A 25,228-nucleotide genomic window follows, 5' to 3' on the forward strand; every position below is an offset into this window, starting at 1 on the left:
GTTTCTATTAAGGCTACGCCAGCACCGCTGATCACACAATTCATAGCATCAATATGAAATGAATTAATGATTAAAAAAAGCCCTTGCAAAGCAGCGTATAAGTGGTTTAGGTTAAAAGACATCACATGAATAAGCATTCATAGAGAAATTACATGACACGCGTTCAATTTAAACACCATCATCACCATCATCCTGACTAGTCTTTCAGGCGATGTGTGCTGGAAGACGTTTGGATCTTCCAGTGGTGCATGAACGCAAGAAAAAGCCCCCGGAAGATCCTCTTCCGGGGGCTTTTTTTTGGACCAAATTCGGACAGGTTAACGAGGAATAAAGAATGTTAGATAACTCACGTTTACGCATAGCTATTCAAAAATCAGGCCGTTTGAGCGACGATTCACGCGAACTGCTGGCCCGCTGCGGAATTAAAATCAATTTACACACCCAGCGTCTGATTGCTCTGGCTGAAAATATGCCTATCGATATTCTGCGCGTACGTGATGACGATATTCCCGGGCTGGTAATGGATGGCGTGGTTGACCTCGGTATCATTGGTGAAAACGTGCTGGAGGAAGAACTGCTGACCCGCCGCGCGCAGGGCGAAGATCCACGCTATTTCACGCTCCGCCGCCTCGATTTCGGTGGTTGCCGCCTGTCGCTGGCTACACCGGCGGACGAAGCCTGGGACGGCCCGGCCGCGCTCAATGGCAAACGTATCGCCACCTCTTACCCGCACCTGCTCAAGCGTTACCTCGACCAGAAAGGCGTGCAGTTTAAATCCTGCCTGCTGAATGGCTCCGTTGAAGTCGCCCCGCGTGCGGGCCTGGCAGACGCCATCTGTGACCTCGTCTCTACCGGCGCAACCCTTGAAGCAAACGGCCTGCGTGAAGTGGAAGTGATTTACCGCTCCAAAGCCTGCTTGATCCAGCGTGACGGCGAGATGGACGATGCCAAGCAGCAGCTCATCGACCGCCTGTTAACCCGTATTCAGGGAGTGATTCAGGCCCGAGAATCAAAATACATCATGATGCATGCACCAACCGAACGCCTGGATGAAGTCATTGCTCTGCTGCCGGGCGCTGAACGCCCAACCATTCTGCCGCTGGCGGGGGATCAGCAACGCGTCGCAATGCACATGGTCAGCAGCGAAACCCTGTTCTGGGAAACCATGGAAAAACTCAAGGCGCTGGGGGCAAGCTCCATTCTGGTACTGCCTATTGAGAAGATGATGGAGTAACGGCCATGAGCTTTAATACCATTATCGACTGGAATAGCTGCACTGAAGAGCAGCAAAGTGAATTACTGATGCGCCCGGCTATTTCTGCCTCTGAGGGTATCACCCGCACCGTCGCGGAGATCCTCAATAACGTCAAAGCCCGTGGTGACGACGCGCTGCGCGAATACAGCGCAAAGTTCGACAAAACCGAGGTTGGCGCGTTAAAGGTGACCGAACAGGAAATCGCCGAGGCGGAAAAGCGCCTCGGCGACGAGATTAAACAGGCGATGGCGGTGGCGGTAAAAAACATCGACACCTTCCACACCGCGCAAAAACTGCAGACGGTGGACGTAGAAACGCTGCCAGGCGTTCGTTGCCAGCAGGTTACGCGTCCGGTTGCCTCGGTTGGCCTCTATATTCCTGGCGGCTCCGCCCCGCTGTTTTCCACCGTATTAATGCTGGCTACCCCGGCGCGTATCGCCGGTTGTCAGAAAGTGGTGCTCTGCTCCCCACCTCCGATTGCCGATGAAATTCTGTATGCCGCTAAGCTCTGCGGCGTGCAGGAAGTGTTTAAAGTGGGCGGTGCGCAGGCCATCTCGGCCCTGGCGTTTGGTACGCAATCCGTTCCCCGGGTCGATAAAATTTTCGGGCCAGGAAATGCGTACGTCACCGAAGCCAAGCGCCAGGTGAGCCAGCGTTTCGACGGTGCGGCCATTGATATGCCTGCGGGTCCATCAGAAGTGCTGGTGATTGCCGACAGCGGGGCCACGCCGGATTTTGTTGCCTCTGACTTGTTGTCTCAGGCGGAACACGGCCCGGATTCGCAGGTGATTTTGCTGACGCCGGATGCCGATATGGCAAAACGCGTGGGTGAAGCCGTTGAGCGCCAGCTTGCCGATCTGCCCCGCGCCGAAACGGCCCGCCAGGCGTTATCCGCCAGCCGCCTGATTGTGGCCCGCGATGTTGAACAGTGTATTGCCATTTCTAACCAGTACGGCCCTGAGCACCTGATCGTTCAGACCCGCAACGCGCGCGAGCTGGTCGACAGCATTACCAGCGCCGGCTCGGTCTTCCTCGGCGACTGGTCCCCGGAATCCGCGGGTGATTATGCATCAGGAACCAACCACGTGCTGCCGACGTACGGCTATACCGCAACCTGCTCGAGCCTCGGCCTGGCAGATTTTCAGAAACGTATGACCGTGCAGGAGCTTTCCCGCGAGGGCTTTGCCTCGCTGGCCTCGACCATTGAGACGCTGGCTGCCGCCGAGCGCCTGACCGCCCACAAAAACGCCGTTACGCTACGCGTGGCCGCCCTGAAGGAGCAAGCATGAACATTGAAGATTTAGCCCGTGAAAATGTCCGTCGACTGACGCCCTATCAGTCCGCGCGCCGTCTGGGCGGCAAAGGTGACGTCTGGCTAAACGCCAACGAATTTCCGACGGCGGTCGCCTTCGAGCTGTCTCAGCAGACGCTGAACCGCTACCCGGAGTGTCAGCCCAAAGCGGTGATTGAGAACTACGCCCAGTATGCGGGCGCCAAGCCCGAGCAGGTGCTGGTCAGCCGCGGGGCCGATGAAGGGATTGAACTGCTGATCCGCGCCTTCTGCGAGCCGGGCAACGATGCGGTGATGTTTTGTCAGCCTACCTACGGCATGTACAGCGTAAGCGCGGAAACCTTTGGCGTGGCGTGCCGCAACGTGCAGGCGCTGGACGACTGGCAGCTGGATCTGCAGGGCATCGCCGATAATCTTGACGGCGTGAAGGTGGTCTTTGTTTGTAGCCCCAATAACCCAACCGGGCAAATTATCAACCCTCAGGATATCCGCACCCTGCTTGAGTTGACCCGCGGCAAAGCGCTGGTGGTGGCCGATGAAGCTTACATTGAGTTTTGCCCACAGGCGACGCTGGCCGGCTGGCTTGCAGAGTATCCACACCTGGTGGTGCTGCGTACGCTGTCGAAAGCCTTCGCCCTGGCGGGCCTGCGCTGCGGCTTTACGCTGGCCAACAAAGAGGTGATCGACCTGCTGCTGAAAGTCATCGCCCCCTATCCGCTTTCTACGCCGGTGGCGGATATCGCCGCTCAGGCGCTGACCCCACAGGGCATCAACGCTATGCGCGAGCGCGTGGCGCAGATCCTTGAAGAGCGTCAGTACCTGATGACGGCCCTGAAGGCTATTCCATGCGTAGAACAGGTGTTCGACTCCGAAACCAATTACATCCTGGTGCGCTTTACCGCCTCAAGTGCCGTATTTAAATCTTTATGGGATCAGGGCATTATCTTACGTGACCAAAACAAACAACCCTCTTTAAGCGGCTGCCTGCGTATTACCGTGGGGACCCGTGAAGAGAGCCAGCGCGTTATTGACGCTCTGAAAGCGGAGACAGTATGAGCCAGAAGTATCTCTTTATCGATCGAGACGGGACCCTTATCTCGGAACCCCCTGCCGATTTTCAGGTCGATCGTTTCGACAAGCTGGCTTTTGAACCCGACGTCATCCCGGTTCTGCTCCGGCTGCAAAAAGCGGGCTTTAAGCTGGTGATGATCACGAACCAGGACGGTCTGGGTACCGACAGCTTCCCGAAGGCAGACTTTGATGGCCCGCATAACCTGATGATGCAAATACTGACCTCGCAGGGCGTGGCGTTTGATGAAGTACTCATCTGCCCGCACCTGCCTGCCGACGAATGCGACTGCCGTAAGCCTAAAGTGAAGCTGGTTGAACGTTATCTTGCCGAAGAGGCGCTGGATAAGGCCAACAGCTATGTGATCGGCGACCGCATCACCGACATCACACTGGCCGAAAACATGGGTATTACGGGGCTGCGCTACGACCGCGCCAGCCTCAACTGGGCAACGATTGGCGAGCAGTTAACCCAACGTGACCGCTACTCGCACGTGGAACGCAACACCAAAGAAACCCAGATTGACGTAAAGGTCTGGCTCGATCGCGAAGGCGGCAGCAAGATCCACACCGGCGTAGGTTTCTTCGATCATATGCTGGATCAGATTGCGACCCATGGCGGCTTTCGCATGGAAATCACCGTTAAAGGTGACCTGTACATCGACGATCACCACACCGTGGAAGATACCGGCCTGGCGCTGGGCGAAGCGCTGAAGCTGGCGCTGGGTGACAAGCGCGGCATTAATCGCTTTGGCTTTGTCCTGCCGATGGACGAATGTCTGGCGCGCTGTGCGATGGATATCTCCGGTCGCCCGCATCTGGAATATAAAGCAGACTTTACCTATCAGCGCGTCGGCGATCTGAGCACTGAGATGGTTGAGCACTTCTTCCGCTCGCTCACCTACACCATGGGTCTGACGCTGCACCTTAAAACCAAAGGCAAGAACGACCATCATCGCGTGGAAAGCCTGTTCAAAGCCTTTGGCCGCACGCTGCGCCAGGCCATTCGTGTTGACGGCGATGCACTGCCCTCGTCGAAAGGAGTGTTGTAATGAACGTGGTGATTCTGGATACCGGATGCGCCAACCTGAACTCGGTGAAATCGGCAATTATGCGCCACGACTACGAGCCGCAGGTCAGCCGCGATCCTGAAGTGGTGTTACGCGCAGACAAACTTTTCCTGCCGGGCGTGGGGACCGCGCAGGCGGCGATGGACCAAATCCACGAACGTGAACTCGCGGACCTGATCAAAGCCTGTACTCAGCCGGTACTGGGGATTTGCCTGGGTATGCAGCTTCTCGGGCGTCGCAGCGATGAGTCGAACGGTGTCGACCTGCTGGGCATTATTGAAGAGGATGTGCCTAAGATGACCGACCACGGTCTGCCCTTGCCGCACATGGGCTGGAACCGCGTCTATCCAAAAGCGGGCGATCGGCTGTTCCGCGGTATCGACGACGGCGCGTACTTTTACTTCGTGCACAGCTACGCCATGCCGGTCAATACGTACACCATCGCCCAGTGCAGCTACGGCGAGGCGTTCACCGCCGCGGTGCAAAAAGATAACTTCTTTGGCGTGCAGTTTCATCCGGAGCGCTCCGGCGCTGCAGGCGCGCAGCTGCTGAAAAACTTCCTGGAGATGTGATGATTATTCCCGCTTTAGATTTGATTGACGGCACGGTTGTGCGTCTCCACCAGGGCGATTACGGCCAGCAGCGCGACTACGGTAACGACCCGCTGCCGCGCCTGCAGGATTATGCGGCCCAGGGGGCTGAAGTTTTACACCTCGTCGATCTGACCGGCGCAAAAGATCCGGACAAGCGTCAGATACCCTTGCTCAAGAAACTGGTCGCCGGTGTGGCTGTTCCGGTGCAGGTTGGCGGCGGCGTGCGTACGGAAGAGGACGTTGCGGCCTTGCTGGACGCGGGCGTGGCGCGCGTGGTGGTGGGTTCAACCGCAGTGAAAGATCCTGAGACCGTCAAAGGCTGGTTCCGCCGCTTTGGCGCGGATGCGCTGGTGCTGGCGCTGGACGTGCGTATCGATGCAGAAGGCGCTAAACAGGTTGCCGTCAGCGGCTGGCAGGAAAACTCCGGCGTAACGCTGGAGGCGCTGGTCGAGACATATCTCCCTGTTGGCCTGAAGCACGTGCTGTGTACGGATATTTCCCGCGACGGGACGCTGGCTGGCTCCAACGTCGGGTTATATGAAGAGGTCTGCGCCCGTTATCTGCAGGTCGCGTTCCAGTCTTCTGGCGGAATCGGTGATATCGGTGACGTTGCCGCCCTGCGCAGCACCGGCGTGCAGGGCGTGATTGTAGGACGCGCTTTACTGGAAGGTAAGTTTACGGTGACGGAGGCAATTCAATGCTGGCAAAACGGATAATCCCCTGCCTGGACGTGCGTAACGGCCAGGTGGTAAAAGGCGTGCAGTTCCGCAATCACGAGATCATCGGCGACATCGTGCCGCTGGCAAAACGCTACGCCGAAGAAGGCGCAGACGAACTGGTCTTTTACGATATCACCGCCTCCAGCGATGGACGCGTCGTCGACAAAAGCTGGGTGGCACGCGTGGCGGAAGTGATTGATATTCCCTTCTGCGTGGCGGGCGGGATTAAATCCGCGGACGATGCGGCCAAAATTCTCTCTTTCGGCGCTGACAAGATTTCAATCAACTCCCCCGCTCTGGCTGACCCGGACCTCATTACCCGCCTGGCTGACCGCTTTGGCGTGCAGTGTATTGTGGTAGGGATCGACACCTGGTACGACGATGCAACGGGCAAATATCACGTCAACCAGTACACAGGTGACGAAAGCCGGACCCGCATCACCCAATGGGAAACGCTGGACTGGGTGGAAGAAGTGCAGAGACGTGGCGCGGGCGAGATCGTGCTCAACATGATGAACCAGGACGGCGTGCGTAACGGCTACGATCTGGAACAGCTCAAAAAGGTGCGTGCGGTATGCAACGTCCCGCTGATTGCCTCCGGCGGCGCGGGAACTCAGGAGCACTTCCTGGACGCCTTCCGCGTGGCGAACGTCGACGGCGCGCTGGCTGCCTCCGTGTTCCACAAACAGATTATCAATATTGGTGAGTTAAAAGCGTACCTGGCAGCTCAGGGCGTGGAGATCAGGGTATGTTAACAGAACAACAACAGAAACAGCTGGACTGGGAAAAAACGGATGGCTTACTGCCCGTAGTTGTGCAGCATGCCGTATCAGGCGAAGTGTTGATGCTGGGCTATATGAACAAGGACGCGCTGGCGAAAACCATCGACAGCGGCAAAGTGACCTTTTTCTCACGGACAAAACAGCGCCTGTGGACCAAAGGGGAAACCTCCGGTCATTTCCTCAATGTTGTCAGCATCACGCCGGACTGCGATAACGACACGCTGCTGGTGCTGGTAAACCCGATTGGCCTGACCTGCCATAAAGGCACCAGCAGCTGCTTCGGCGAAGCGAGCCACCAGTGGCTGTTCTTATACCAGCTGGAGCAATTGCTCGCCGAGCGTAAAACGGCCGATCCTGAAAGTTCCTACACGGCGAAGCTTTACGCCAGCGGAACCAAGCGTATTGCGCAGAAGGTGGGCGAAGAAGGCGTTGAGACCGCGCTGGCCGCAACGGTGCATGACCGGGAAGAGCTGACCAACGAGGCGTCTGATTTGATGTATCACCTGCTGGTCCTACTACAGGATCAAGAGCTGGATTTAACGGCGGTGATAGAGAATCTTCGCAAGAGACATAAATAAGAAAGACCGGGGAGACCCGGTCTTTTTTTTGCCTGTGAATCAGGCTTTTGGTTTGTAGTTTCGCAGCGCGTTGCGGCCCAGTACTACTGCTGAACCGATAATCCCGCCAAGCAGTACGGCGAGGATCAGGGTGATGGCTTTTTTCGGGCTATCGCGACGGACGGGCAGGTTAGGCTTCATAACGTAGCGATAAACGTGAATGCTGTCTGGATTCACATTGAGGTTCTGGATATCCAGCAAGTTCTGTTTGGTCTGGTAGTAAGCACCAGAGAAGACCAGCGGACGCGAGGCTTCGTTATCAATCATGGATTTCAGCGCTTCGCTGCCCAGCAGGAACATCGTTTCCTGAGTAACATCCTGAGTTTGCTGAATTTGCGGGGTGGTAATTTTCGCCGCTTCAGCGTTTTTAAGCGCCTCAGTAATCTGTTTGATGCGCAGATCTTTCTGCTCCTGAGAAACCTTCTCCTGGTTTTCCAGAGAGTCTTTCAGGGTGGTGATCTGCTGCTTGATGTTGTCTTTAAGGTCAACGGTCAGCTCTTTTGCGGTCTGCTCGTCAACCTGCTGAATATACTGGGCAAGCTGCTTTTGTGCGGCTTCCGCAGATTCAGCCTCATAGCTTACCGTCAAAGGCAGCGTTTGTCCTTTTACCGTAGGCTCGATGGTCAATTTTTCAGGTTGGTCCTGATTTTCAAGCGCCTGAGATAACGCGGAGAAGGAGGAGTTGAAACGACCGATCGCGCGAGTCTGAATATCGAGCATTGACGGCGCTGCGCCGCCGTAAAGAATATTCAACGCATTAGTGTACGTGGCGATTTGTGCCGCATCAGGCTGGGCAATGATGGCGGATGAGGTCCATTTCTCTTTTGCGACCGTGATATATACGCCAGCTAAAACGATAAAAACAGCGATGAATGCCCCGATTACCCACTTTCCGCGCCAAAGTTGCAGCACTAAATCAAGTAAATCAATTTGCTCCGGGTCCGTACTGCGCGTGACCAGGCTATTGTTGTTTTGCGTCATACAATCCCTAACAGATAAAAGGGCAAAAAAATTATGTTTACGTAGTTTATCTGTTACTGCGGATTTTTCTATAGGAATTCGATGAGTTATATCGTAAAGATGCGTTATGTAACTTATCAGCAACGCGTTATCATAGTCACAATCTGGTGCCCTGTGCACCAACAAGAACGAAGCGTTAACGAGGAAAGATATGAAATTTTTGGTAACGGGCGCAGCAGGTTTTATCGGTTCGCATGTCAGCAAGCGACTTCTGGATGCTGGCCATCAGGTCGTAGGTATTGATAACCTGAATGACTACTATGACCCCAACCTTAAGCTGGCGCGTCTGGATCTGCTCAAATCCGACAATTTCTCTTTCCATAAACTGGATTTAGCCGACCGTGAAGGCATGGCTGCGCTCTTCGCCGATGAAAAGTTTGACCGTGTGCTCCACCTGGCCGCTCAGGCAGGGGTTCGCTACTCGCTGGATAACCCACATGCTTATGCGGATGCCAACCTGGTGGGTCATCTCAACGTGCTGGAAGGCTGTCGACACAATAAGGTTCAACACCTGCTTTATGCCTCTTCCAGCTCCGTTTATGGGCTCAACCGTAAGATGCCTTTCTCAACGGACGATTCAGTGGATCACCCTGTTTCGCTTTACGCGGCAACTAAAAAGGCCAATGAGCTGATGTCGCATACCTATTCTCATCTGTACAACCTGCCAACGACCGGCCTGCGCTTCTTTACTGTGTACGGCCCGTGGGGGCGTCCGGACATGGCGCTGTTCAAGTTCACCAAAGCGATGATCGAAGGTAAGCCGATCGATGTTTACAACTACGGCAAGATGAAACGAGACTTCACCTATATCGATGATATCGCCGAAGCCATCATCCGCCTGCAGGACGTTATCCCTCAAGCCAATGCGCAATGGACCGTTGAGAGCGGTTCGCCAGCAACCAGCTCTGCACCGTATCGCGTCTATAACATCGGCAACAGCTCTCCTGTTGAACTCATGGATTACATTACCGCGCTGGAAGATGCGCTAGGGAAAGAGGCCGAGAAAAATATGATGCCGATCCAGCCGGGTGACGTGCTGGAAACCAGCGCCGATACTCAGGCGCTGTATGAGGTGATTGGTTTTAAACCACAGACTTCAGTGAAAGATGGGGTGAAGCACTTTGTCGACTGGTACCGAAATTTCTATCAGGTTTAAAACAGAAAACCCGGCGTAATAGCCGGGTTTTTTATGGGCAACAGAGTAAAACTCAGTCGCTTCCGAACAGATCGCGGGTATAAACCTTATCCTCTACATCCGCCAACTCTTCCGCCATACGGTTTGAGATAATTACATCCGCTTCTTTCTTAAAGGCATCCAGATCGCGAATCACGCGTGAGTGGAAGAACTCATCTTCCTGCATCGCAGGTTCATAGATAATAACCTGAACGCCTTTAGCCTTAATACGCTTCATGATCCCCTGAATGGAAGACGCGCGGAAGTTATCGGAGCCGCTCTTCATAATCAGACGATAGACACCCACCGTCTTCGGCTGACGCGCCAGGATCGAATCGGAGATGAAGTCTTTACGCGTGCGGTTAGCATCAACGATGGCAGAGATCAGGTTGTTCGGCACCGCCTGATAGTTAGCCAGCAGTTGCTTGGTATCTTTTGGCAAGCAGTAGCCACCATAGCCAAACGACGGGTTGTTGTAGTGGTTGCCGATGCGCGGGTCAAGGCACACGCCTTCGATAATCTGGCGCGTGTTCAGGCCCAGGCTCTCTGCATAGCTGTCTAACTCGTTGAAGTACGCTACGCGCATAGCCAGATAGGTATTCGCGAACAGCTTAATCGCTTCTGCTTCGGTGGAGTCCGTAAACAGAACCGGGATATCCTTTTTAATTGCGCCTTCCTGGAGCAGCGCAGCAAAACGCTCCGCACGCTCAGAGCGCTCACCAATCACGATACGGGAGGGGTGCAGGTTATCGTATAACGCCCTGCCCTCACGCAGGAACTCTGGCGAGAAGAAGACATTATCAATACCCAACTCTTCTTTGATAGATTTGGTAAAGCCGACAGGAATGGTCGACTTGATGATCATCACGGCATTAGGGTTGATTGAGATGACATCTTTGATAACGGCTTCAACGGTAGAGGTGTTGAAATAGTTCGTTTTAGGATCGTAATCCGTTGGCGTCGCGATGATAACATAATCCGCGTCGCGGTAGGCATCCTCTTTGTCCGTGGTGGCGCGGAAGTTCAGCGGTTTATTCGCCAGGTAGTCCTGAATCTCTGTATCAACAATCGGGGACTTCTTCTGATTAAGCATGTCCACTTTAGACTGGACGATATCAAGCGCTACCACTTCGTGGTTCTGCGCAATCAGAATACCGTTCGATAAACCAACATAGCCTGTACCGGAGATTGTTATTTTCATTCGCTAATGACTTCCGTAAGTTAACTGTACTGATGGTCAAATGACCATCGCGATAAACATAACTGTTGGGCTTTGTACCTCCAGGCCGACAGAACTGTCAAGGCGAAGCAGGAGTATTGCCTGTTAACGGGGCGACATTCAGACTACTTCGAATAACAATCAACTTTTTTAGAGCAAAAAAAACCCGGAGCTTTTCTCCGGGTTCTGATGGCATCGAGTAGATTAAATTAATCCAGCCATTCGGTGTGGAACACACCTTCTTTATCAGTGCGCTTATAGGTGTGCGCGCCGAAATAGTCGCGCTGCGCCTGAATCAGGTTCGCAGGCAGTACGGCTGCACGATAGCTATCGTAATATGCTACAGCGGCAGAGAAGGTTGGAACCGGAATGCCGTTCTGCACGGCATAAGCAACCACGTCACGCAGCGCCTGCTGGTATTCGTCGGCAATTTTCTTGAAGTACGGCGCCAACAGCAGGTTCGCGATCCCCGCATTTTCAGAATAGGCATCGGTGATTTTCTGCAGGAACTGGGCGCGAATGATGCAGCCAGCGCGGAAGATCTTCGCGATTTCGCCGTAGTTAAGATCCCAATTGTTTTCGTCAGAAGCGGCGCGCAGCTGCGAGAAGCCCTGTGCATAAGAGACGATTTTACCGAGATACAACGCACGACGGACTTTCTCAACGAACTCGGCTTTATCACCGGCGGGTTTCGCCTGCGGGCCAGACAGCACTTTAGATGCTGCAACGCGCTGCTCTTTCAGAGAAGAGATGTAACGCGCGAAGACGGACTCGGTGATCAGGGACAGTGGCTCGCCCAGATCCAGCGAGCTCTGGCTGGTCCACTTACCGGTACCTTTGTTAGCAGCTTCATCCAGAATCACATCGACCAGGTATTTACCTTCTTCATCTTTCTTAGTGAAGATATCTTTGGTGATGTCGATCAGGTAGCTGTTCAGCTCGCCTTTATTCCAATCGGTGAAGGTCTCAGCCAGCTCTTCATTGGAGAGATTCAGGCCGCCTTTTAGCAGGGAGTAAGCTTCCGCGATCAGTTGCATGTCGCCGTATTCGATGCCATTGTGAACCATCTTCACATAGTGGCCAGCACCATCAGCACCGATATAAGTTACACACGGCTCGCCGTCTTCAGCAACAGCAGCAATTTTAGTCAGGATTGGTGCGACCAGCTCATACGCTTCTTTCTGACCGCCAGGCATGATAGATGGGCCTTTCAGGGCACCCTCTTCACCACCGGACACACCGGTACCGATGAAGTTGAACCCTTCAGCTGACAATTCACGGTTACGACGGATAGTGTCATGGTAGAAAGTATTGCCACCATCAATAATGATGTCGCCTTTATCCAGATACGGTTTCAATGAATCGATAGCAGCATCGGTACCCGCGCCCGCTTTCACCATTAACAGGATACGACGTGGCGTTTCGAGAGACTCAACAAACTCTTTAACCGTATAGAAAGGAACCAGTTTCTTGCCTGGGTTCTCGGCAATCACTTCTTCGGTTTTTTCACGGGAGCGGTTGAAAACGGAGACGGTATAACCACGGCTTTCGATGTTGAGCGCCAGGTTGCGCCCCATCACTGCCATACCGACAACGCCGATCTGTTGCTTGGACATTACATACTCCTGTCAGGTGTGAATACCCCGCCGTAACAGAGTCGGCGGGTAAAGTGAAGAACATGTTAACCCAGGTCAGCGACCTAAAGGTAGCAATAGATGTCTTCTGTAGAATGAACTTTATACGTTCAAAAATCGGTTATTGGTGCATTAATATGCGCCGTCACGATGAAGGACAACTTTCACAGTTTTGAATAGAATAGCAATGTCATTCCATAGCGACCAATTTTTAACATACCAGGAATCAAAGTAGACACGCGTATCGTAATCAACATCATTTCGACCGCTCACCTGCCATAAACCTGTCATGCCCGGTTTTGCCATTAAATAATAATCAACATTATCATCATAACGAGCCAACTCTTCAGATATAATTGGACGTGGGCCAACCAAACTCATTTGTCCTTTCAAGACATTGAAAAGTTGTGGCAACTCGTCCAGACTAGTCTTACGTATAAACTTACCTACAGAAGTGATTCGCGGATCATTTTTCAATTTAAAATCACGATTCCATTCTTCACGCGCTGAGGAATCTGATGCTAGTAATTCTTCTAATACTTCCTGAGAGTTCAGCACCATTGAACGGAATTTGTAACAGGGAAATAATTTTCCATGACGACCTACACGCATATGCCCATATATTGCTGGACCACCATCTCGCGTAACCTTATAGTATAGATAGATCAATAATGGCGAACTTACGAGTATTATTAAGAAAGAACATATTATATCGAATGTTCGCTTAACGAAGCGCGATGTCCTTTTTGCCAGATTGTTATTTACACGGAAAATCATGACTTCATGACTGAATAAAAATGCCATATCAGTTCCATATAACGGCAACCCTCGCGTGGTAGGGATAACAGATACATGTCGAAAACCATGCTTCGATAAAGTTTTAAGCCAATAATCTCTCACATCAGATTCATGAGATTCAACCGCGATAACGAACTGAACAACTTTACCGCTGAAAGAACTAAGCAGCCATGATTCATCATTGATATAAGTTATATTTTGTAGTTGATCATTATATCTGGCAGAAACATCAAACATATACCTTACATCGAATCCCATGCTTTCTTCGCTACGAAGAGCCAGGCATGCCTCAAATGCATTTTTCCCTGAACCGATAATGACGGTGGTTTTTTTCCAGCAACCGAGACGATCAAGTATTCTCCGTGACAAAGCGCGACCAACAGGTACCATCATCATCGCGAACATCCAGGTTAAAACCCAAAGATAACGTGATGATTGCCACTTAGAAAAAGCAATGACTGAAAGTTCAATTACAGCAAAGATAACCAACGTGCGTAATAACTCTTTCAATTCAAACCAAAACGGTTTTCTATACGAGTAATGCCTTAATCTTATCCAAAACCAGCTAACACAAATTACAGACAGTGAAATATGGGTAATTACACGGTCATCAAACTCACTTTGTGGTATGAAACGAGGCAAATTTCCTGTAAAAAGATCAAGTAACCCTAATGCCAAGAAGAAAGGTAATATTAAAGTTATCAAATCAACCAAGGCTACAGTGCACTTTGAGTAGAAGAAAGTGCGTAATGACGCTATGTTCCTGTTCACTTAATCTCCGATTTCCAATAAGCTTTGTGCATGCTAAAAGCTTTGCGTTTCGAAAGTGATAATTTCTGATAATTCTTCCCAAGTTTATAACCAATTATTTTCATGAAATTATTAATTTCAGCTGGGATTATGTAAAAAGGATTATGCTTCATTAAAAATAAGAACTCTGACAAAAGGAATTTTTTCCCCTCACCGCCAGCACCTCCAAAAGTGTTGCCAATCCAATTTTCACAAGTATGAAACACCCCAATATCAAAATATCTTTTGAATTCATCTAATGGTGTATAATTATGAGAGTGTTTGGCAACAATCTCAGGACAATATCCAATCGAGTAATTGTTCTGGATAGATTTCGCGGCGTAATACATATCCTCACATAGAATAGTGTTTTCAGGAAAACCGCCAAGCAGAACAAAAATTTTTGAATTATATGCTGAGAAAGAATTCGATAAGAAAACAGCTTTCAAACCCATTTCCTTATAGTTTTTTGAAGATGCTATATATGGTTTATCTTTATAATTATAATAGCGAGCATGCTTTGCAATATAATTAGCATCATCATGTGGCAATTGCTTTCCGTATAGTGCAGAAAGCTTAGGATTGTCAAAAAATTTTTCCAGAATTATTTCAATCGCGTCCTTTGGTGATTGCAAGATCGCATCTTGCGTTAAAAACACAATAATTTCCGCATCAAGTTTTTCAATACAATAACGAGCGGCTATATTTCTCGTTCCACCATGATTAAATTCCGAACGCTTGACATCCAGTATAATGAAACCATATTTCTCGGATATGATTCTTGTTGCATCAGTGGATTCCGAATCAATTGTCACAACGGATACTGACTGGCTTTTAAGATGCGAGAGCTGGAATGCTGCCTCCTCCCATACTTTACCGCCATTGCAAGTTGGAATCACTACACAGAGATTTTTATGCATATAGCTTTCTCTTTTTTAAAAGTAGTATTTTATAAATATACAGAAACATTACAGCTAAGACTTGCCCAATAGCTACACCGTATACACCAAAGAAATACGCACCTATTGGCATAGTAATTACGCCCACCAATGCAGCAAATACTGATGATATAATTATTTTTTTATCTTCATTATATGCATATAATTCATAGTGAGGTAGTAAGGCATAACTATAAATAATGCTACTTAACATCAGCGCAGCCAGTAATGGCATGTATTCAATATATTCGGTTTTTTTCATCCATAATAACAGTGCATATACTCCAACAGGTAAAACAACCACTAGCGTTAAACTTAAAAAAGAAACAGCTCTTATAAATTTTTTTCTAAAATGAGCCAATCCTTCAAAATCTTTATTTTTCACTGAACTTACTATTTTAGGATATATTTGCATTACTACTACAGCATCAACAAAAGCAAGTAATGCACTAGCAAAGCTTGAATAAAAAGAATAGATGCCTACTATTGATAAATTACTAAAATAACTTAGAGAATATCTATCAACCAAATAAATGGAGCGGAGGGCAAGTGTGCCTATAAGTAAGGGGGCAGCGATCTTTACCCCTTTCCGCATCCAGGCAAAATCAACGCTAGTATCCTCGGCAGTAATTTTGCGCAAACGGAGAAGCTCAGGTACTACCAGCAAAATCGATACACAGGAACCCAAAAGCCACAATATTAGTATTACATTTATCTCCCGCTTATCAGTATTAAGGAACATTACTAATACTGCAGCGTAAACCCAAACTCCCGAGCGGATAAAAAGAGCCACATTTGCCAAAAAGGCCCTATTCAAAACTACAAGTAATCGCATTGATTCTTGCGCTAAATGCTCGGCAATAAGGATCAGATAAAACCAAATAATAAATTGTTTTGGAAGAAAACCTAAATAAAAGAAACTATATATCAATGGAAAAGCAATGAGGTAGAAAATAAAATAGAAAATGTATTGATTTTTTATAATTCCATACCACAATGGTTTATCAACTGACAATATTTCTCGGGAGGAAAAGGTATAAAAATCCATACCGACAAAAAAAAGTGCGTACGTAATCGAAGCAGAAAATAATGAATACGCACCAAGTTCCTCTGTTGAGAGGAACTTAGCAATAAAAATTACCAAAACGAAGCGACTTGCCAAAGTTGCTCCGCGAATGAGTAAATTATAAAGTTTCACAATTAATTTTTAGCAAGAATAACAGAACGAGTGACTTCGAGGAAAGATTTACCCATGACTTCATCCGGTTCAAGATGACATCCTTCAGCCCATTCGTTCCAGGCGTTAATAAAGATAAATTGTTTATCATGATCGTAGGCAGATGTGGACTTAATCGCATAATCAAGCCACTTCCGGAAGTCTTCTGGATCATTATTTTGGATGACAGTCGGGGTTTTTCTTCGAGCAGTATTATCCCATGATGGAAACACCGCAGGGTATTTAACGTAATTTACTGGCCATTCTTGCGCCACTTTCTCTGCAACAAGTTGCTTATAATCAATACGGTTAACGGCCGAAACACTACCTTTCAGCGCTTGGTAAATTGTTGTTGGTAGAATTTTACGGGCGGTATCAACAATAAACTGAGATGAAGACTTATTTTCCTTTGGAAAATCATTACGATTTGGCTGGAAATCCATAATCGCATCGAAACCAAGGGAGAGAATTGCTTCATCGTTCAGTTCAACAAATCCATTTTTAACAGCAACAAGGTGCAGTTCTGCTACGCCATTTTCACTCGCATATTTTCTAAGGCGTTCGATATAGTTTTTTGGCTCAGGGATATTATCAACACGGTAAATTAAGAAAACAGGTTTTCCTTCGACCAAAATATGACGACGATCTAAAAAGTATGGCGCAAGATATTTCATATGGGCTGATGCATCAGCATCAGTGTAATCTTGTTTAATCAAAACTTCTCGCTCCATCCCATCCCAGGCGCGAGTCCAGTTTTCATTCGCCCAACATAAGCAGAATGGAAAATCAGGCGCACCAGTAGTTAACATATCTTCAACTGGTTGCTCTAACAACAGCTCCCCATTAAACCAATAATGATAGTAGCAGAAACCATGGATACCATATTCTCTTGCCATTTCGGCTTGTTTATTTCTTGTAGCAGCAAGACGTAAATCGTAATACCCCAAATCTGCCGGAAGCTGCGGTTGATGATGACCTTTGAAACGAGGTCTTGCCTTGACAACATTACGCCACTCAGTAAACCCTTCCCCCCACCATTCATTATTCCGTTTTACTGGATGGAATTGAGGTAAATACATGGCTACTAACTTGTGCATTTTTCAACCTTAGTTCAGAAAATATTAATAATAACAAGAAATATATGAAGAATTTGATATCGACGACATTGTAAATGTTTCCCATGTTGAATGCATGGGTTTCTATTAATAATACTTTCGCTGATAAGAAAAGCGAAATGATATTGGGATATTCAATTGATTTCTTTATTAAAAATAATGTTACACCAATTAAAACCGCGAACATTAAATTCAAAAAGTATCCACTAATATAACCCACAGAGGAAATTAATATTGCAGGGTAACCCATTGTAAACGTAATGCCTCGCTCACAATAAGAGTCAACGAGGCTTACAGGAGCTATTTGGTACATTAATGAGTACAGCCCTCCCGTTAATTTGCAATTTTGGTTATAGGTGTACAAATAAGCAATACCATTCCCGGATGGATTAAGTTCATCTATCGCCCACCATACTTCACCTTGTAAATTGAGCACACGACTTTCAATGAATGAGAATATACTCCCAGGCAACTGATGTATATATTTGTATTGATAATATATCAAGCCATACAAAATCAACATCAGCAATAATAAAAACAGAACTGTTTTGGTATTAATGATTTTTACTTTTTTATAAATCACTAAGGCCCCAAACAACCCGACAAAGAAATACATTAAAGTTAAAAAAACGCCGGTGAATTTTTCACCATAAATAACATTGAAAACACAAAAAAGTGCCACGACCAATATATAGGATTTGTAATTATTTCTTCCATTTAATTTTAACCTTGTTATATAAACACCTAAAATGAAAGAAAGTAAGTAGCCTTGGTATAAAAAATTTCTAATGCCTGGATATGGATGTAATGCCCAATAGTCAAATCGCTGCACTCCTTTAAGTAAGGGACTTCCCCAAAGCAAAGCACTCACCGTGAGTACTGCGAATATTGACATTGAAAAAAGTAAAATTAATTGTTTTTCCAAAAGAAAATAATCACCTTTCAGCGTAAAACTAAAACGATTTATTCTATATTTGTTTATAATACCAAATGAAAACATCCCAATAACAAAAAAGGATAATAAATAAAAAACTAATCTGGTTACCCCTCCCGTTGCATATGAGGTAACTTGTAACTCCTCTATAAACGCTCCCGTTTCAAGCGATATATTCGAAACTATTGCTGTGAAATGTGGAAATATAAATGGCATAAGCAAAAAGAAAAAATATTGTTGCTTCTGATACAGATGCTTGCAAAACAAAATAAACAATAAGACGCTAAAGAATCCTGAAATTAGATATAACTCTGGAAAAATGGAAACTGCAATAACCGCCGTAAGAGAAATAAATAATGTTGCAATCGGATATAAATTTATTCCAAGAGATGATTTCACATATTCACCTTTGAAAGCTCTTCAATCTGGTACACTAAATTATCAAAACCTGGCATTTCTAAACTAAATGGCGGATTATTGATTGTTGGAAGTAATAATTTTTCGAGATCCTCGCTTTGAATAGTATATGCATAGCCGAGCATTTCAAAATTATCACAATTAAATTGTGGATCATATATTTGAATACTAACCTTGCCTGACATAGTTACTTCAAGTAACGCAGTTGAGGTGAGCGATAGAAATACATCATGATCTCTAATTGCATCTTCCATATTTCCATGATAAATATTTTTCATATTTTGAAGATATGGAGCATCTGTTTCCCAAGGATGGGCCTTGAAATTATAAAGTATAGCATCCTTGCTTAACTGTGATGATAGCAGTTCTATAATAGCCAAATATTTTTGTTTGTATTTTTCCCCATATTTGAACCACGGTTGACCAAGAAAGCAAACTCTTATTGGGTTAGAGTACTCAATGTTAGTTATTTTTTTTATAGGCTCATAAAAACCACCTATAACGACTTTGGTTGAATCAAGACCTAACCCGGTAACTACATTTTTCTGATTATTATCATAACAAACGAAGTAATCGCATATCCAACCATCAATTGTTTCAGCGTCAGTTTTAGATTGAAATAATCCATGTTGTATACATACTGTTTTGATGTTAACCGCGCTAGCAATGTTACAAAATACCCTCTGAAGTGGTAGGGAGTCGTTTTCGACAATAATTAGTGGCTGCGCTGAGCGGTCGATTACTTTCATAAAATTGTGCTTCATTTTTGATGAAAGCATTGTTAGTTGCGCATGAATATCTCTTTCAAAACCAATACTTAAAACATTCCAGAAGGTTCCGTTTGGAAGATAGCTAATGTTATTTTTAAGACAAAAAAGTAACTGTTTGGGACCACCGATGATGCAAATTTCATTTTTTGGCAATGCTGTAATCAAATTAGCAAAGCGAGTTCCTAAGAAAAAATATTTTTTGTTACCTTTAGGTATGAGCCAAAAAAAAATGGACTTTACTAAAACATCATAAAAGGGGACAATCCATTTTGCATTATTTTTATATAGCTGAGCAATATTGCTTTTGAAATTTACATCTTTATTATTTCTTTTTTCAACATACTCATAAACATCATCGGTGTTCAATCTTAAACTCCCTTCTCAGCTATCTAATATATGCAAACTTAAGCGGTTCACCCATTTTAATATCGCAGAGTGAAGTTTTTCCAATAAATTCTTCGTAGTGCTTCGGCGGGACACCAAAGCCAGGTCGGATACTCTTTATATTATCTGGGGTGAAGACGTCCCCGGCTTTAATGTCTTTAACAACATAAAGTGAACGCCGGAACTTTACATTTCCTTTTTCACTCTCTTTCCGTGCATAGTTTACACTGCCTAAAGCCTGCCAGGCCGTTTTTGCATCACGACATAATGCAAACAGCTCTGCAGGTTCAAGTGAAAAACTATCATCTGGCCCACCGCCATTGCGATCCAATGTAACGTGTTTTTCAATCACATTTGCACCAAGCACAACCGATGCTATTGCCGTTGTGTTATCAATTGTATGATCCGACAATCCAGTAATTACACCGAAACGTTCAGCCATATCTGGAATCGTTGCAAGGTTGTAGTCTTCAGCTGGTGCCGGATAGCCGCTAACACAATGTAAAACGACAAGTTCCTTACACCCGCCTTCGCGTGCGGCATTAATCGCTTCCTGAATCTCCTGCTCATCAGCCATACCGGTTGAGATAATCATTGGCTTACCAGTTTTGGCAACATATTTGATTAATGGTAAATCTATAGCCTCGAAAGAAGCAATTTTATATGCCGGTGCGCCTAACTCTTCAAGCAGATCGACTGCTGTAAAATCGAATGGGCTGCTAAAAATAGTAATCCCAAGCTCTTTTGCTTTTTCAAATAAAGGCTTGTGCCATTCCCATGGCATTTGTGCTCCTTTATATAAATTGAAAAGCGTCTGTCCATTCCATAATCCGCCATGAATCTGAAAATCTTCTGTATCACAATCAATAGTAATGGTATCTGCACGGTAAGTTTGCAATTTGATTGCATTAGCACCCGCAGTTTTCGCTTCTTCCATAATTTTGAAGGCGCGGTCGATATCACCATTATGGTTCGCTGATAGTTCAGCTATAATATAAGGAGGATAGTCCTTTCCAATTCGACGACCATCAATTGTAATAAACTCGTTCATTATTTTTTCTCGCTAATATATTCGCTGGGAGACATTTTAAAAAAACCAAGACGCTCAAATAACTGATGTGATGCATTATTCTCTGGCAAAACGGTAGCCAGTATCGAAATATCATTATGCAGCATTAACGTTCGCTTGATAGCTGCTCTCGCAATGCCTTTGCCATGACTTGCTGAGGTTAAAAAGATAGATAGTTCATATCTAGCCTCGACATGTTCAACAGGATCCAATCGAATGACGCCACATGCTGCAATGTGTTCAATGATGTAAAAGAAAGAATCACTAGCCGCTAACTTACGCTGCATCCATTTAACGTGCTTTTCATATTCAGGAATCTCAGGGTTGCGCGCAAACTGCCGTGTCTTTGGTTCACATTGAAGCTGATATACAAAGTCAATATCATCACATGTCGCTTGACGAAGAAATACATTGATTCCATCTTTTGCCGGAATAAGTATCATTTCCTGAGTAACCCTGAAAAGACCTTGACCATCACATATATTCATAGCAAGGAGTCGCTGTACATGATAATGAGTGACCAAATGTGTTAAGGCTGTGCCGAGATCAGAGGCGTTGAATTTTTCAGCATTCATTATAATTGCCCCTGCCTCTGCCAAATTATTGGCTATAGTTCTTTGATTATCCGCAATAACAACATTCACTGCTGGCAACCCCATTACGCAGCGTTCCCATGTAGTCCCCCCTAATGCGCCTATAGCAAAGTCATGTTCTAACATTAATTCAGCCATATTAGAAACATTGAACAGGACTTCAACACAGTATTTTGATTTACTGGCAAGCATAGCGATCTCTTCGCCATGCGGACAAGCAGCACCTAAAATGACAGATATTTTTTCAATGTTTTCAAAATCGAGATGTTCTAAACATTCCAGCATTTTCCCCGCAATGTTTTGTGCATCGACACCGCCCATTGTTAGCATAAGTTTTTTGGGCTTTTTAATGCCAGCTTTTCTGGAAATTGATTGATCTCTTAACTGCGAGAATATAGGGCTAATTAAAGCAAAATTGGTGCCAGCCAAAACCTTGCCATTATTTTCATTGAATTTTACATAATCTCTTGCGTTACGCTGATATGTTTGATCAATAATTAAATCACCGCAATGTGGCCGATTGCACAGATCATCTATAACTACTAAATAAGCTTCAGGAAACCGTGCTTTTACAATCGCTTCCCATTCTCGATCAAGCGAATAATGGTCTACGACGATAATATTCGGAGAACGGCAATTCTCTGCTACTAAACTAACAAACTGCTCAGCATCATCGCACTGGTTACCATCGAGCCATGATTTTTCATCCCGAACATAAACGTCAGGTTTGTCTAATGCGGTAATTACTTTTAAAGGAAATTTTTCCTGTATGATTTTTTCTAAAATATTTCCGTGATGGTTTTTAGATACGAATGTGCACTGCGCGCCTGCTTTTTTTAGTGCCTTTGCCAAGTTCAGGCATCGGATTATATGCCCTGAGCCTATCGAAAGAGATGAGTCAGCCCGCAGATACACGTTCATTTTTAAACTCCATGGTTTTAAACAACCACTCTGCTACACGCCAGTCTTCAGGTGTATCAATATCCTGGACTCGTTCACGCGGAAGTTCGATCGAATAAGAGTCTGCGCTAAAAATCGGCTTTTCATTCAACCATGCAAATGATGTTCCCCAGTAAAATTGACCTGCATCGTGCCAGGACTCTTCAAGATCTTGAGAACGAACATTGAACATTTCTGGTGAGAACATACTTATACGCTGTTCGTTGCTGACTTTCAGTGCCCGTTGGATAGGATAAGGGAATCTGGTAACGGTAAATGCGTAATCGCCTTGTTGTTCACCGAGGGTTACTAGCCCGCGAACAATATCCTCAGCACGAATAAAGGGCGCAGTAGCGTAGATACAGCATACAAAATCTACCTCATAACCGCTGCTTATGAGCCATTCAGTGGCATGGCGAATAACAGGAATGGTACCAGCAAAATCATTCGAAAGCTCTTCTGGACGAATAAATGGCACTTCTGCACCATATTCATGCGCAACTTCCGCTATCTCTTTATCATCAGTTGATACAATGACTCGGTCAAAGACGCCGCTCTTTTGAGCGGCTTCAATGGACCAGGCAATCATTGGTTTCCCACAAAATTCTTTAATGTTTTTGCGTGGAATACGCTTACTGCCACCACGCGCAGGAATGATTGCCACATTCATTTAAAAGAACTCCCGAATGCACTGGATGACGTACTCCTGCTCTTCATCAGTTAACGTGGAGTACATAGGGATGCTAATCGCACGCGCGTAATAGTCCTCCGCGACCGGGTAATCTCCTGCTTTATGCCCTAATTGCTCATAATACGGTTGAGTGTGAACGGGGATATAATGAACGTTAACACCGATACCTTTGTCACGCATGTAATCAAACAATGGCTTGCGCATGGCAGGATCGTTTACCGTTAACGGGTAAAGATGCAATGCACTGTAACAACTCTCTGATTGCAGAGGTGTCGACACGGGAATGCCATCAAACGCAGTATGATAACGTTTTGCGAGTTCATGGCGACGCGCCACAAAACCGTCGATACGCTTAAGTTGGGTCACACCCAGTGCTGCCTGCAGTTCAGTCATGCGGTAGTTCAAACCAAGATCAACCTGCTGGTAGTACCAACCACCTTCTGACGCTTTGGTCATTTTATCTTCGTCACGCGTAATGCCATGACTGCGGAAAAGCTGCATACTTTCAGCCAGCGAATCATTATTCGTCAGCGCCATTCCGCCTTCCGCCGTGGTGATGATCTTAACTGGGTGGAAACTCAGAATGGTGATATCAGCAAAACGAGAGTTGCCAATTTTGGCACTCTGGTAGTTGCCGCCGATGGCATGGGACGCATCTTCTATAATAGCAAAACCATACTCTTTCGAAAGCTGATGGATCGCTTCCATATCGCATGACTGTCCAGCAAACGCTACCGGTACAACAATTTTAGGCAATGTGCCTTCAGCTTTCGCAGCAATGAGTTTGGTTTTCAGCGCGGTAACGCTCATGTTGTAAGTCTGTGGGTCGATATCAACAAAGCTTACATTTGCATCGCAATAGAGCGCACAGTTTGCCGAAGCCACGAAGGTGTTAGGCGAAGTCCAAAGCCAGTCGCCTTTTTTCAGCCCCAGCGCCAGGCATGCAATATGAAGTGCAGAAGTCGCGCTGTTAACCGCCACTGCATGTTTAACGCCGACATAGTCAGCGATTGCCTGCTCAAACTGTGGAACACATGGCCCCTGAGTCAAGAAATCAGACTTCAGTACGCTCACTACTGCATTGATATCTTCATCAGAGATATCCTGCCTTCCGTAGGGGATAAATTTCATTAGATATTGCCTACTTTATCGCGATTATCATCAATCCATTGACGAAGCTCTTCAATGCTCATCCATTCTGCATTGCTATCACTCTCGTAAACGAAGCCTTCTGGAACGCGCTTGCCATCTTTAATACGTTCTGGAGAGTCGCACCAGTTATGGATGGCAGGAAGGATTTTAAAGTGTTCTGGATACTCATAGGTATAATGCGCATCTTCTGCACTGATCATCTGTTCATGCAATTTCTCACCAGGACGAATACCAATCACTTTCTGAGCAGCATCTGGCGCAACGGCTGTTGCGACATCCGTTACCTTCATTGAAGGGATTTTCTTAACGTAGATCTCGCCGCCTTCCATGTCGTTAAAGGCATGCCATACCAGCTCAACGCCCTGCTCAAGGGTGATCATAAAGCGGGTCATGCGGTCATCGGTGATTGGCAGTTCGCCCTTGTCTTTGATGGACAGGAAGAATGGGATAACAGAACCACGAGAACCCATCACATTGCCATAGCGTACCACGGCAAAGCGGGTTTTGGTGGCACCAGAATAAGAGTTACCGGCGACAAAAAGCTTGTCGGAGGCCAGTTTTGTCGCACCATAAAGGTTCGCAGGGCTGCTAGCTTTGTCAGTAGATAGTGCAACAACGCGCTCAATACCTTTGTCGATACAGGCATCGATAACGTTCATTGCACCATTGATATTGGTTTTTACACATTCGAAAGGGTTGTATTCTGCTGTTGGCACGATTTTAGTTGCGGCCGCGTGTACCACAAAATCAACGCCATCCAGCGCACGGTACAGGCGATCTTTATCGCGCACATCCCCAATGAAGAAGCGAATACGGCTTTCATCTTTGAAATGTTTAGCCATTTCCCATTGCTTCATTTCATCACGAGAATAAATAATAATCTTTTTCGGATTATATTTTTCAAGCGTCATACGAACAAATTTATTGCCAAAAGAACCTGTACCACCAGTAACAAGAATTACTTTGTCATTAAACATGATA

Annotated in this window: 24 protein-coding genes and 1 other annotated feature; of the genes, 10 read left to right on the top strand and 14 right to left on the bottom strand. The window is 46.5% G+C overall.

Features of this window, described 5'->3' with window-relative positions; genetic code table 11:
• Positions 1–152 precede the first annotated feature (152 nt).
• The 9 genes from hisL (at position 153) to hisIE (ending at position 7,356) form a co-directional block, all read left to right on the top strand.
• Positions 153–200, top strand: a complete 48-nt coding sequence (hisL, locus tag FFS28_RS08615; protein ID WP_001375657.1) for a his operon leader peptide — start codon at positions 153–155, stop codon at positions 198–200.
• Positions 176–299: a sequence feature (His leader region), on the top strand. (Overlaps the previous gene by 25 nt.)
• Before the next feature lie 35 nt (positions 300–334).
• A complete protein-coding gene (gene hisG, locus FFS28_RS08620) occupies positions 335–1,234 on the top strand; it encodes an ATP phosphoribosyltransferase (protein WP_006176273.1) in 900 nt (299 codons plus the stop codon).
• Between the two features lie 5 nt (positions 1,235–1,239).
• A complete protein-coding gene (gene hisD, locus FFS28_RS08625; RefSeq protein WP_137849311.1) occupies positions 1,240–2,544 on the top strand; it encodes a histidinol dehydrogenase in 1,305 nt (434 codons plus the stop codon).
• The gene (hisC, locus tag FFS28_RS08630) at positions 2,541–3,602 is read left to right on the top strand and encodes a histidinol-phosphate transaminase (RefSeq protein WP_137849312.1); all 1,062 of its coding nucleotides are present in this window, start codon (positions 2,541–2,543) and stop codon (positions 3,600–3,602) included. The genes hisD and hisC overlap by 4 nt, the downstream gene beginning before the upstream one ends.
• Positions 3,599–4,666, top strand: a complete 1,068-nt coding sequence (gene hisB, locus FFS28_RS08635; protein WP_137849313.1) for a bifunctional histidinol-phosphatase/imidazoleglycerol-phosphate dehydratase HisB — start codon at positions 3,599–3,601, stop codon at positions 4,664–4,666. The genes hisC and hisB overlap by 4 nt, the downstream gene beginning before the upstream one ends.
• Positions 4,666–5,256, top strand: a complete 591-nt coding sequence (gene hisH, locus FFS28_RS08640; protein WP_088208157.1) for an imidazole glycerol phosphate synthase subunit HisH — start codon at positions 4,666–4,668, stop codon at positions 5,254–5,256. The genes hisB and hisH overlap by 1 nt, the downstream gene beginning before the upstream one ends.
• Positions 5,256–5,993: a 1-(5-phosphoribosyl)-5-[(5-phosphoribosylamino)methylideneamino]imidazole-4-carboxamide isomerase gene (gene hisA, locus FFS28_RS08645; protein WP_137849314.1), complete on the top strand. Its 738-nt coding sequence runs from the start codon at positions 5,256–5,258 to the stop codon at positions 5,991–5,993. The genes hisH and hisA overlap by 1 nt, the downstream gene beginning before the upstream one ends.
• Positions 5,975–6,751 carry an imidazole glycerol phosphate synthase subunit HisF gene (hisF, locus tag FFS28_RS08650; protein ID WP_058610111.1) on the top strand — a complete coding sequence of 259 codons (777 nt, stop codon included), beginning with the start codon at positions 5,975–5,977 and terminating at the stop codon, positions 6,749–6,751. Before hisA ends, hisF begins: the two co-directional genes overlap by 19 nt.
• Complete coding sequence (gene hisIE / locus FFS28_RS08655) at positions 6,745–7,356, top strand: bifunctional phosphoribosyl-AMP cyclohydrolase/phosphoribosyl-ATP diphosphatase HisIE (RefSeq protein ID WP_137849315.1); 612 nt, start codon at positions 6,745–6,747, stop codon at positions 7,354–7,356. The genes hisF and hisIE overlap by 7 nt, the downstream gene beginning before the upstream one ends.
• Before the next feature lie 39 nt (positions 7,357–7,395).
• Here the strand turns inward: hisIE and wzzB are convergent, their stop codons facing one another.
• A complete protein-coding gene (gene wzzB, locus FFS28_RS08660; protein ID WP_137849316.1) occupies positions 7,396–8,376 on the bottom strand; it encodes an LPS O-antigen chain length determinant protein WzzB in 981 nt (326 codons plus the stop codon).
• A gap of 190 nt (positions 8,377–8,566) precedes the next feature.
• Here wzzB and FFS28_RS08665 point away from each other — a divergent pair, with 190 nt between their 5' ends.
• A complete protein-coding gene (locus FFS28_RS08665) occupies positions 8,567–9,571 on the top strand; it encodes an NAD-dependent epimerase (protein WP_137849317.1) in 1,005 nt (334 codons plus the stop codon).
• Between the two features lie 52 nt (positions 9,572–9,623).
• On the opposite strand, the gene ugd is transcribed toward FFS28_RS08665, so the two are convergent.
• The 13 genes from ugd to pseB form a co-directional block, all read right to left on the bottom strand.
• Positions 9,624–10,790 (bottom strand): UDP-glucose 6-dehydrogenase, encoded by a 1,167-nt coding sequence (gene ugd / locus FFS28_RS08670; protein WP_137849318.1) that lies wholly within the window; start codon positions 10,788–10,790, stop codon positions 9,624–9,626.
• Positions 10,791–11,017: 227 nt separating this feature from the next.
• Positions 11,018–12,424 carry an NADP-dependent phosphogluconate dehydrogenase gene (gene gnd, locus FFS28_RS08675; RefSeq protein WP_137849319.1) on the bottom strand — a complete coding sequence of 469 codons (1,407 nt, stop codon included), beginning with the start codon at positions 12,422–12,424 and terminating at the stop codon, positions 11,018–11,020.
• Positions 12,425–12,574: 150 nt separating this feature from the next.
• The gene (gene wbaP / locus FFS28_RS08680) at positions 12,575–13,954 is read right to left on the bottom strand and encodes an undecaprenyl-phosphate galactose phosphotransferase WbaP (RefSeq protein ID WP_502704966.1); all 1,380 of its coding nucleotides are present in this window, start codon (positions 13,952–13,954) and stop codon (positions 12,575–12,577) included.
• A 53-nt stretch (positions 13,955–14,007) separates the two neighbouring features.
• Entirely contained in the window at positions 14,008–14,949 is a 942-nt protein-coding gene (locus tag FFS28_RS08685) for a glycosyltransferase family 2 protein (protein WP_137849320.1), read from the bottom strand.
• The gene (locus tag FFS28_RS08690; protein WP_137849321.1) at positions 14,942–16,165 is read right to left on the bottom strand and encodes a lipopolysaccharide biosynthesis protein; all 1,224 of its coding nucleotides are present in this window, start codon (positions 16,163–16,165) and stop codon (positions 14,942–14,944) included. The genes FFS28_RS08685 and FFS28_RS08690 overlap by 8 nt, the downstream gene beginning before the upstream one ends.
• Before the next feature lie 2 nt (positions 16,166–16,167).
• Positions 16,168–17,280 carry a glycosyltransferase WbsX family protein gene (locus tag FFS28_RS08695; protein ID WP_137849322.1) on the bottom strand — a complete coding sequence of 371 codons (1,113 nt, stop codon included), beginning with the start codon at positions 17,278–17,280 and terminating at the stop codon, positions 16,168–16,170.
• Positions 17,225–18,631, bottom strand: a complete 1,407-nt coding sequence (locus tag FFS28_RS08700; protein WP_137849323.1) for a DUF6418 domain-containing protein — start codon at positions 18,629–18,631, stop codon at positions 17,225–17,227. Before FFS28_RS08700 ends, FFS28_RS08695 begins: the two co-directional genes overlap by 56 nt.
• On the bottom strand, positions 18,628–19,785 hold the full coding sequence (locus FFS28_RS08705) for a hypothetical protein (protein WP_137849324.1): 1,158 nt from the start codon (positions 19,783–19,785) through the stop codon (positions 18,628–18,630). The genes FFS28_RS08700 and FFS28_RS08705 overlap by 4 nt, the downstream gene beginning before the upstream one ends.
• A 19-nt stretch (positions 19,786–19,804) precedes the next feature.
• Positions 19,805–20,854: a pseudaminic acid synthase gene (gene pseI / locus FFS28_RS08710; RefSeq protein WP_137849325.1), complete on the bottom strand. Its 1,050-nt coding sequence runs from the start codon at positions 20,852–20,854 to the stop codon at positions 19,805–19,807.
• Positions 20,854–22,386 carry a UDP-2,4-diacetamido-2,4,6-trideoxy-beta-L-altropyranose hydrolase gene (pseG, locus tag FFS28_RS08715; protein WP_137849326.1) on the bottom strand — a complete coding sequence of 511 codons (1,533 nt, stop codon included), beginning with the start codon at positions 22,384–22,386 and terminating at the stop codon, positions 20,854–20,856. The genes pseI and pseG overlap by 1 nt, the downstream gene beginning before the upstream one ends.
• Complete coding sequence (pseF, locus tag FFS28_RS08720; RefSeq protein ID WP_137849327.1) at positions 22,364–23,074, bottom strand: pseudaminic acid cytidylyltransferase; 711 nt, start codon at positions 23,072–23,074, stop codon at positions 22,364–22,366. The genes pseG and pseF overlap by 23 nt, the downstream gene beginning before the upstream one ends.
• Positions 23,075–24,226 carry a UDP-4-amino-4,6-dideoxy-N-acetyl-beta-L-altrosamine transaminase gene (pseC, locus tag FFS28_RS08725; RefSeq protein ID WP_137849328.1) on the bottom strand — a complete coding sequence of 384 codons (1,152 nt, stop codon included), beginning with the start codon at positions 24,224–24,226 and terminating at the stop codon, positions 23,075–23,077.
• A complete protein-coding gene (pseB, locus tag FFS28_RS08730) occupies positions 24,226–25,224 on the bottom strand; it encodes a UDP-N-acetylglucosamine 4,6-dehydratase (inverting) (protein WP_137849329.1) in 999 nt (332 codons plus the stop codon). The genes pseC and pseB overlap by 1 nt, the downstream gene beginning before the upstream one ends.
• Positions 25,225–25,228 lie beyond the last annotated feature (4 nt).

The sequence above is a fragment of the Enterobacter sp. 2VL genome, assembly GCF_005503595.1.
In the GTDB taxonomy this organism is placed as follows: domain Bacteria; phylum Pseudomonadota; class Gammaproteobacteria; order Enterobacterales; family Enterobacteriaceae; genus Enterobacter; species Enterobacter cancerogenus.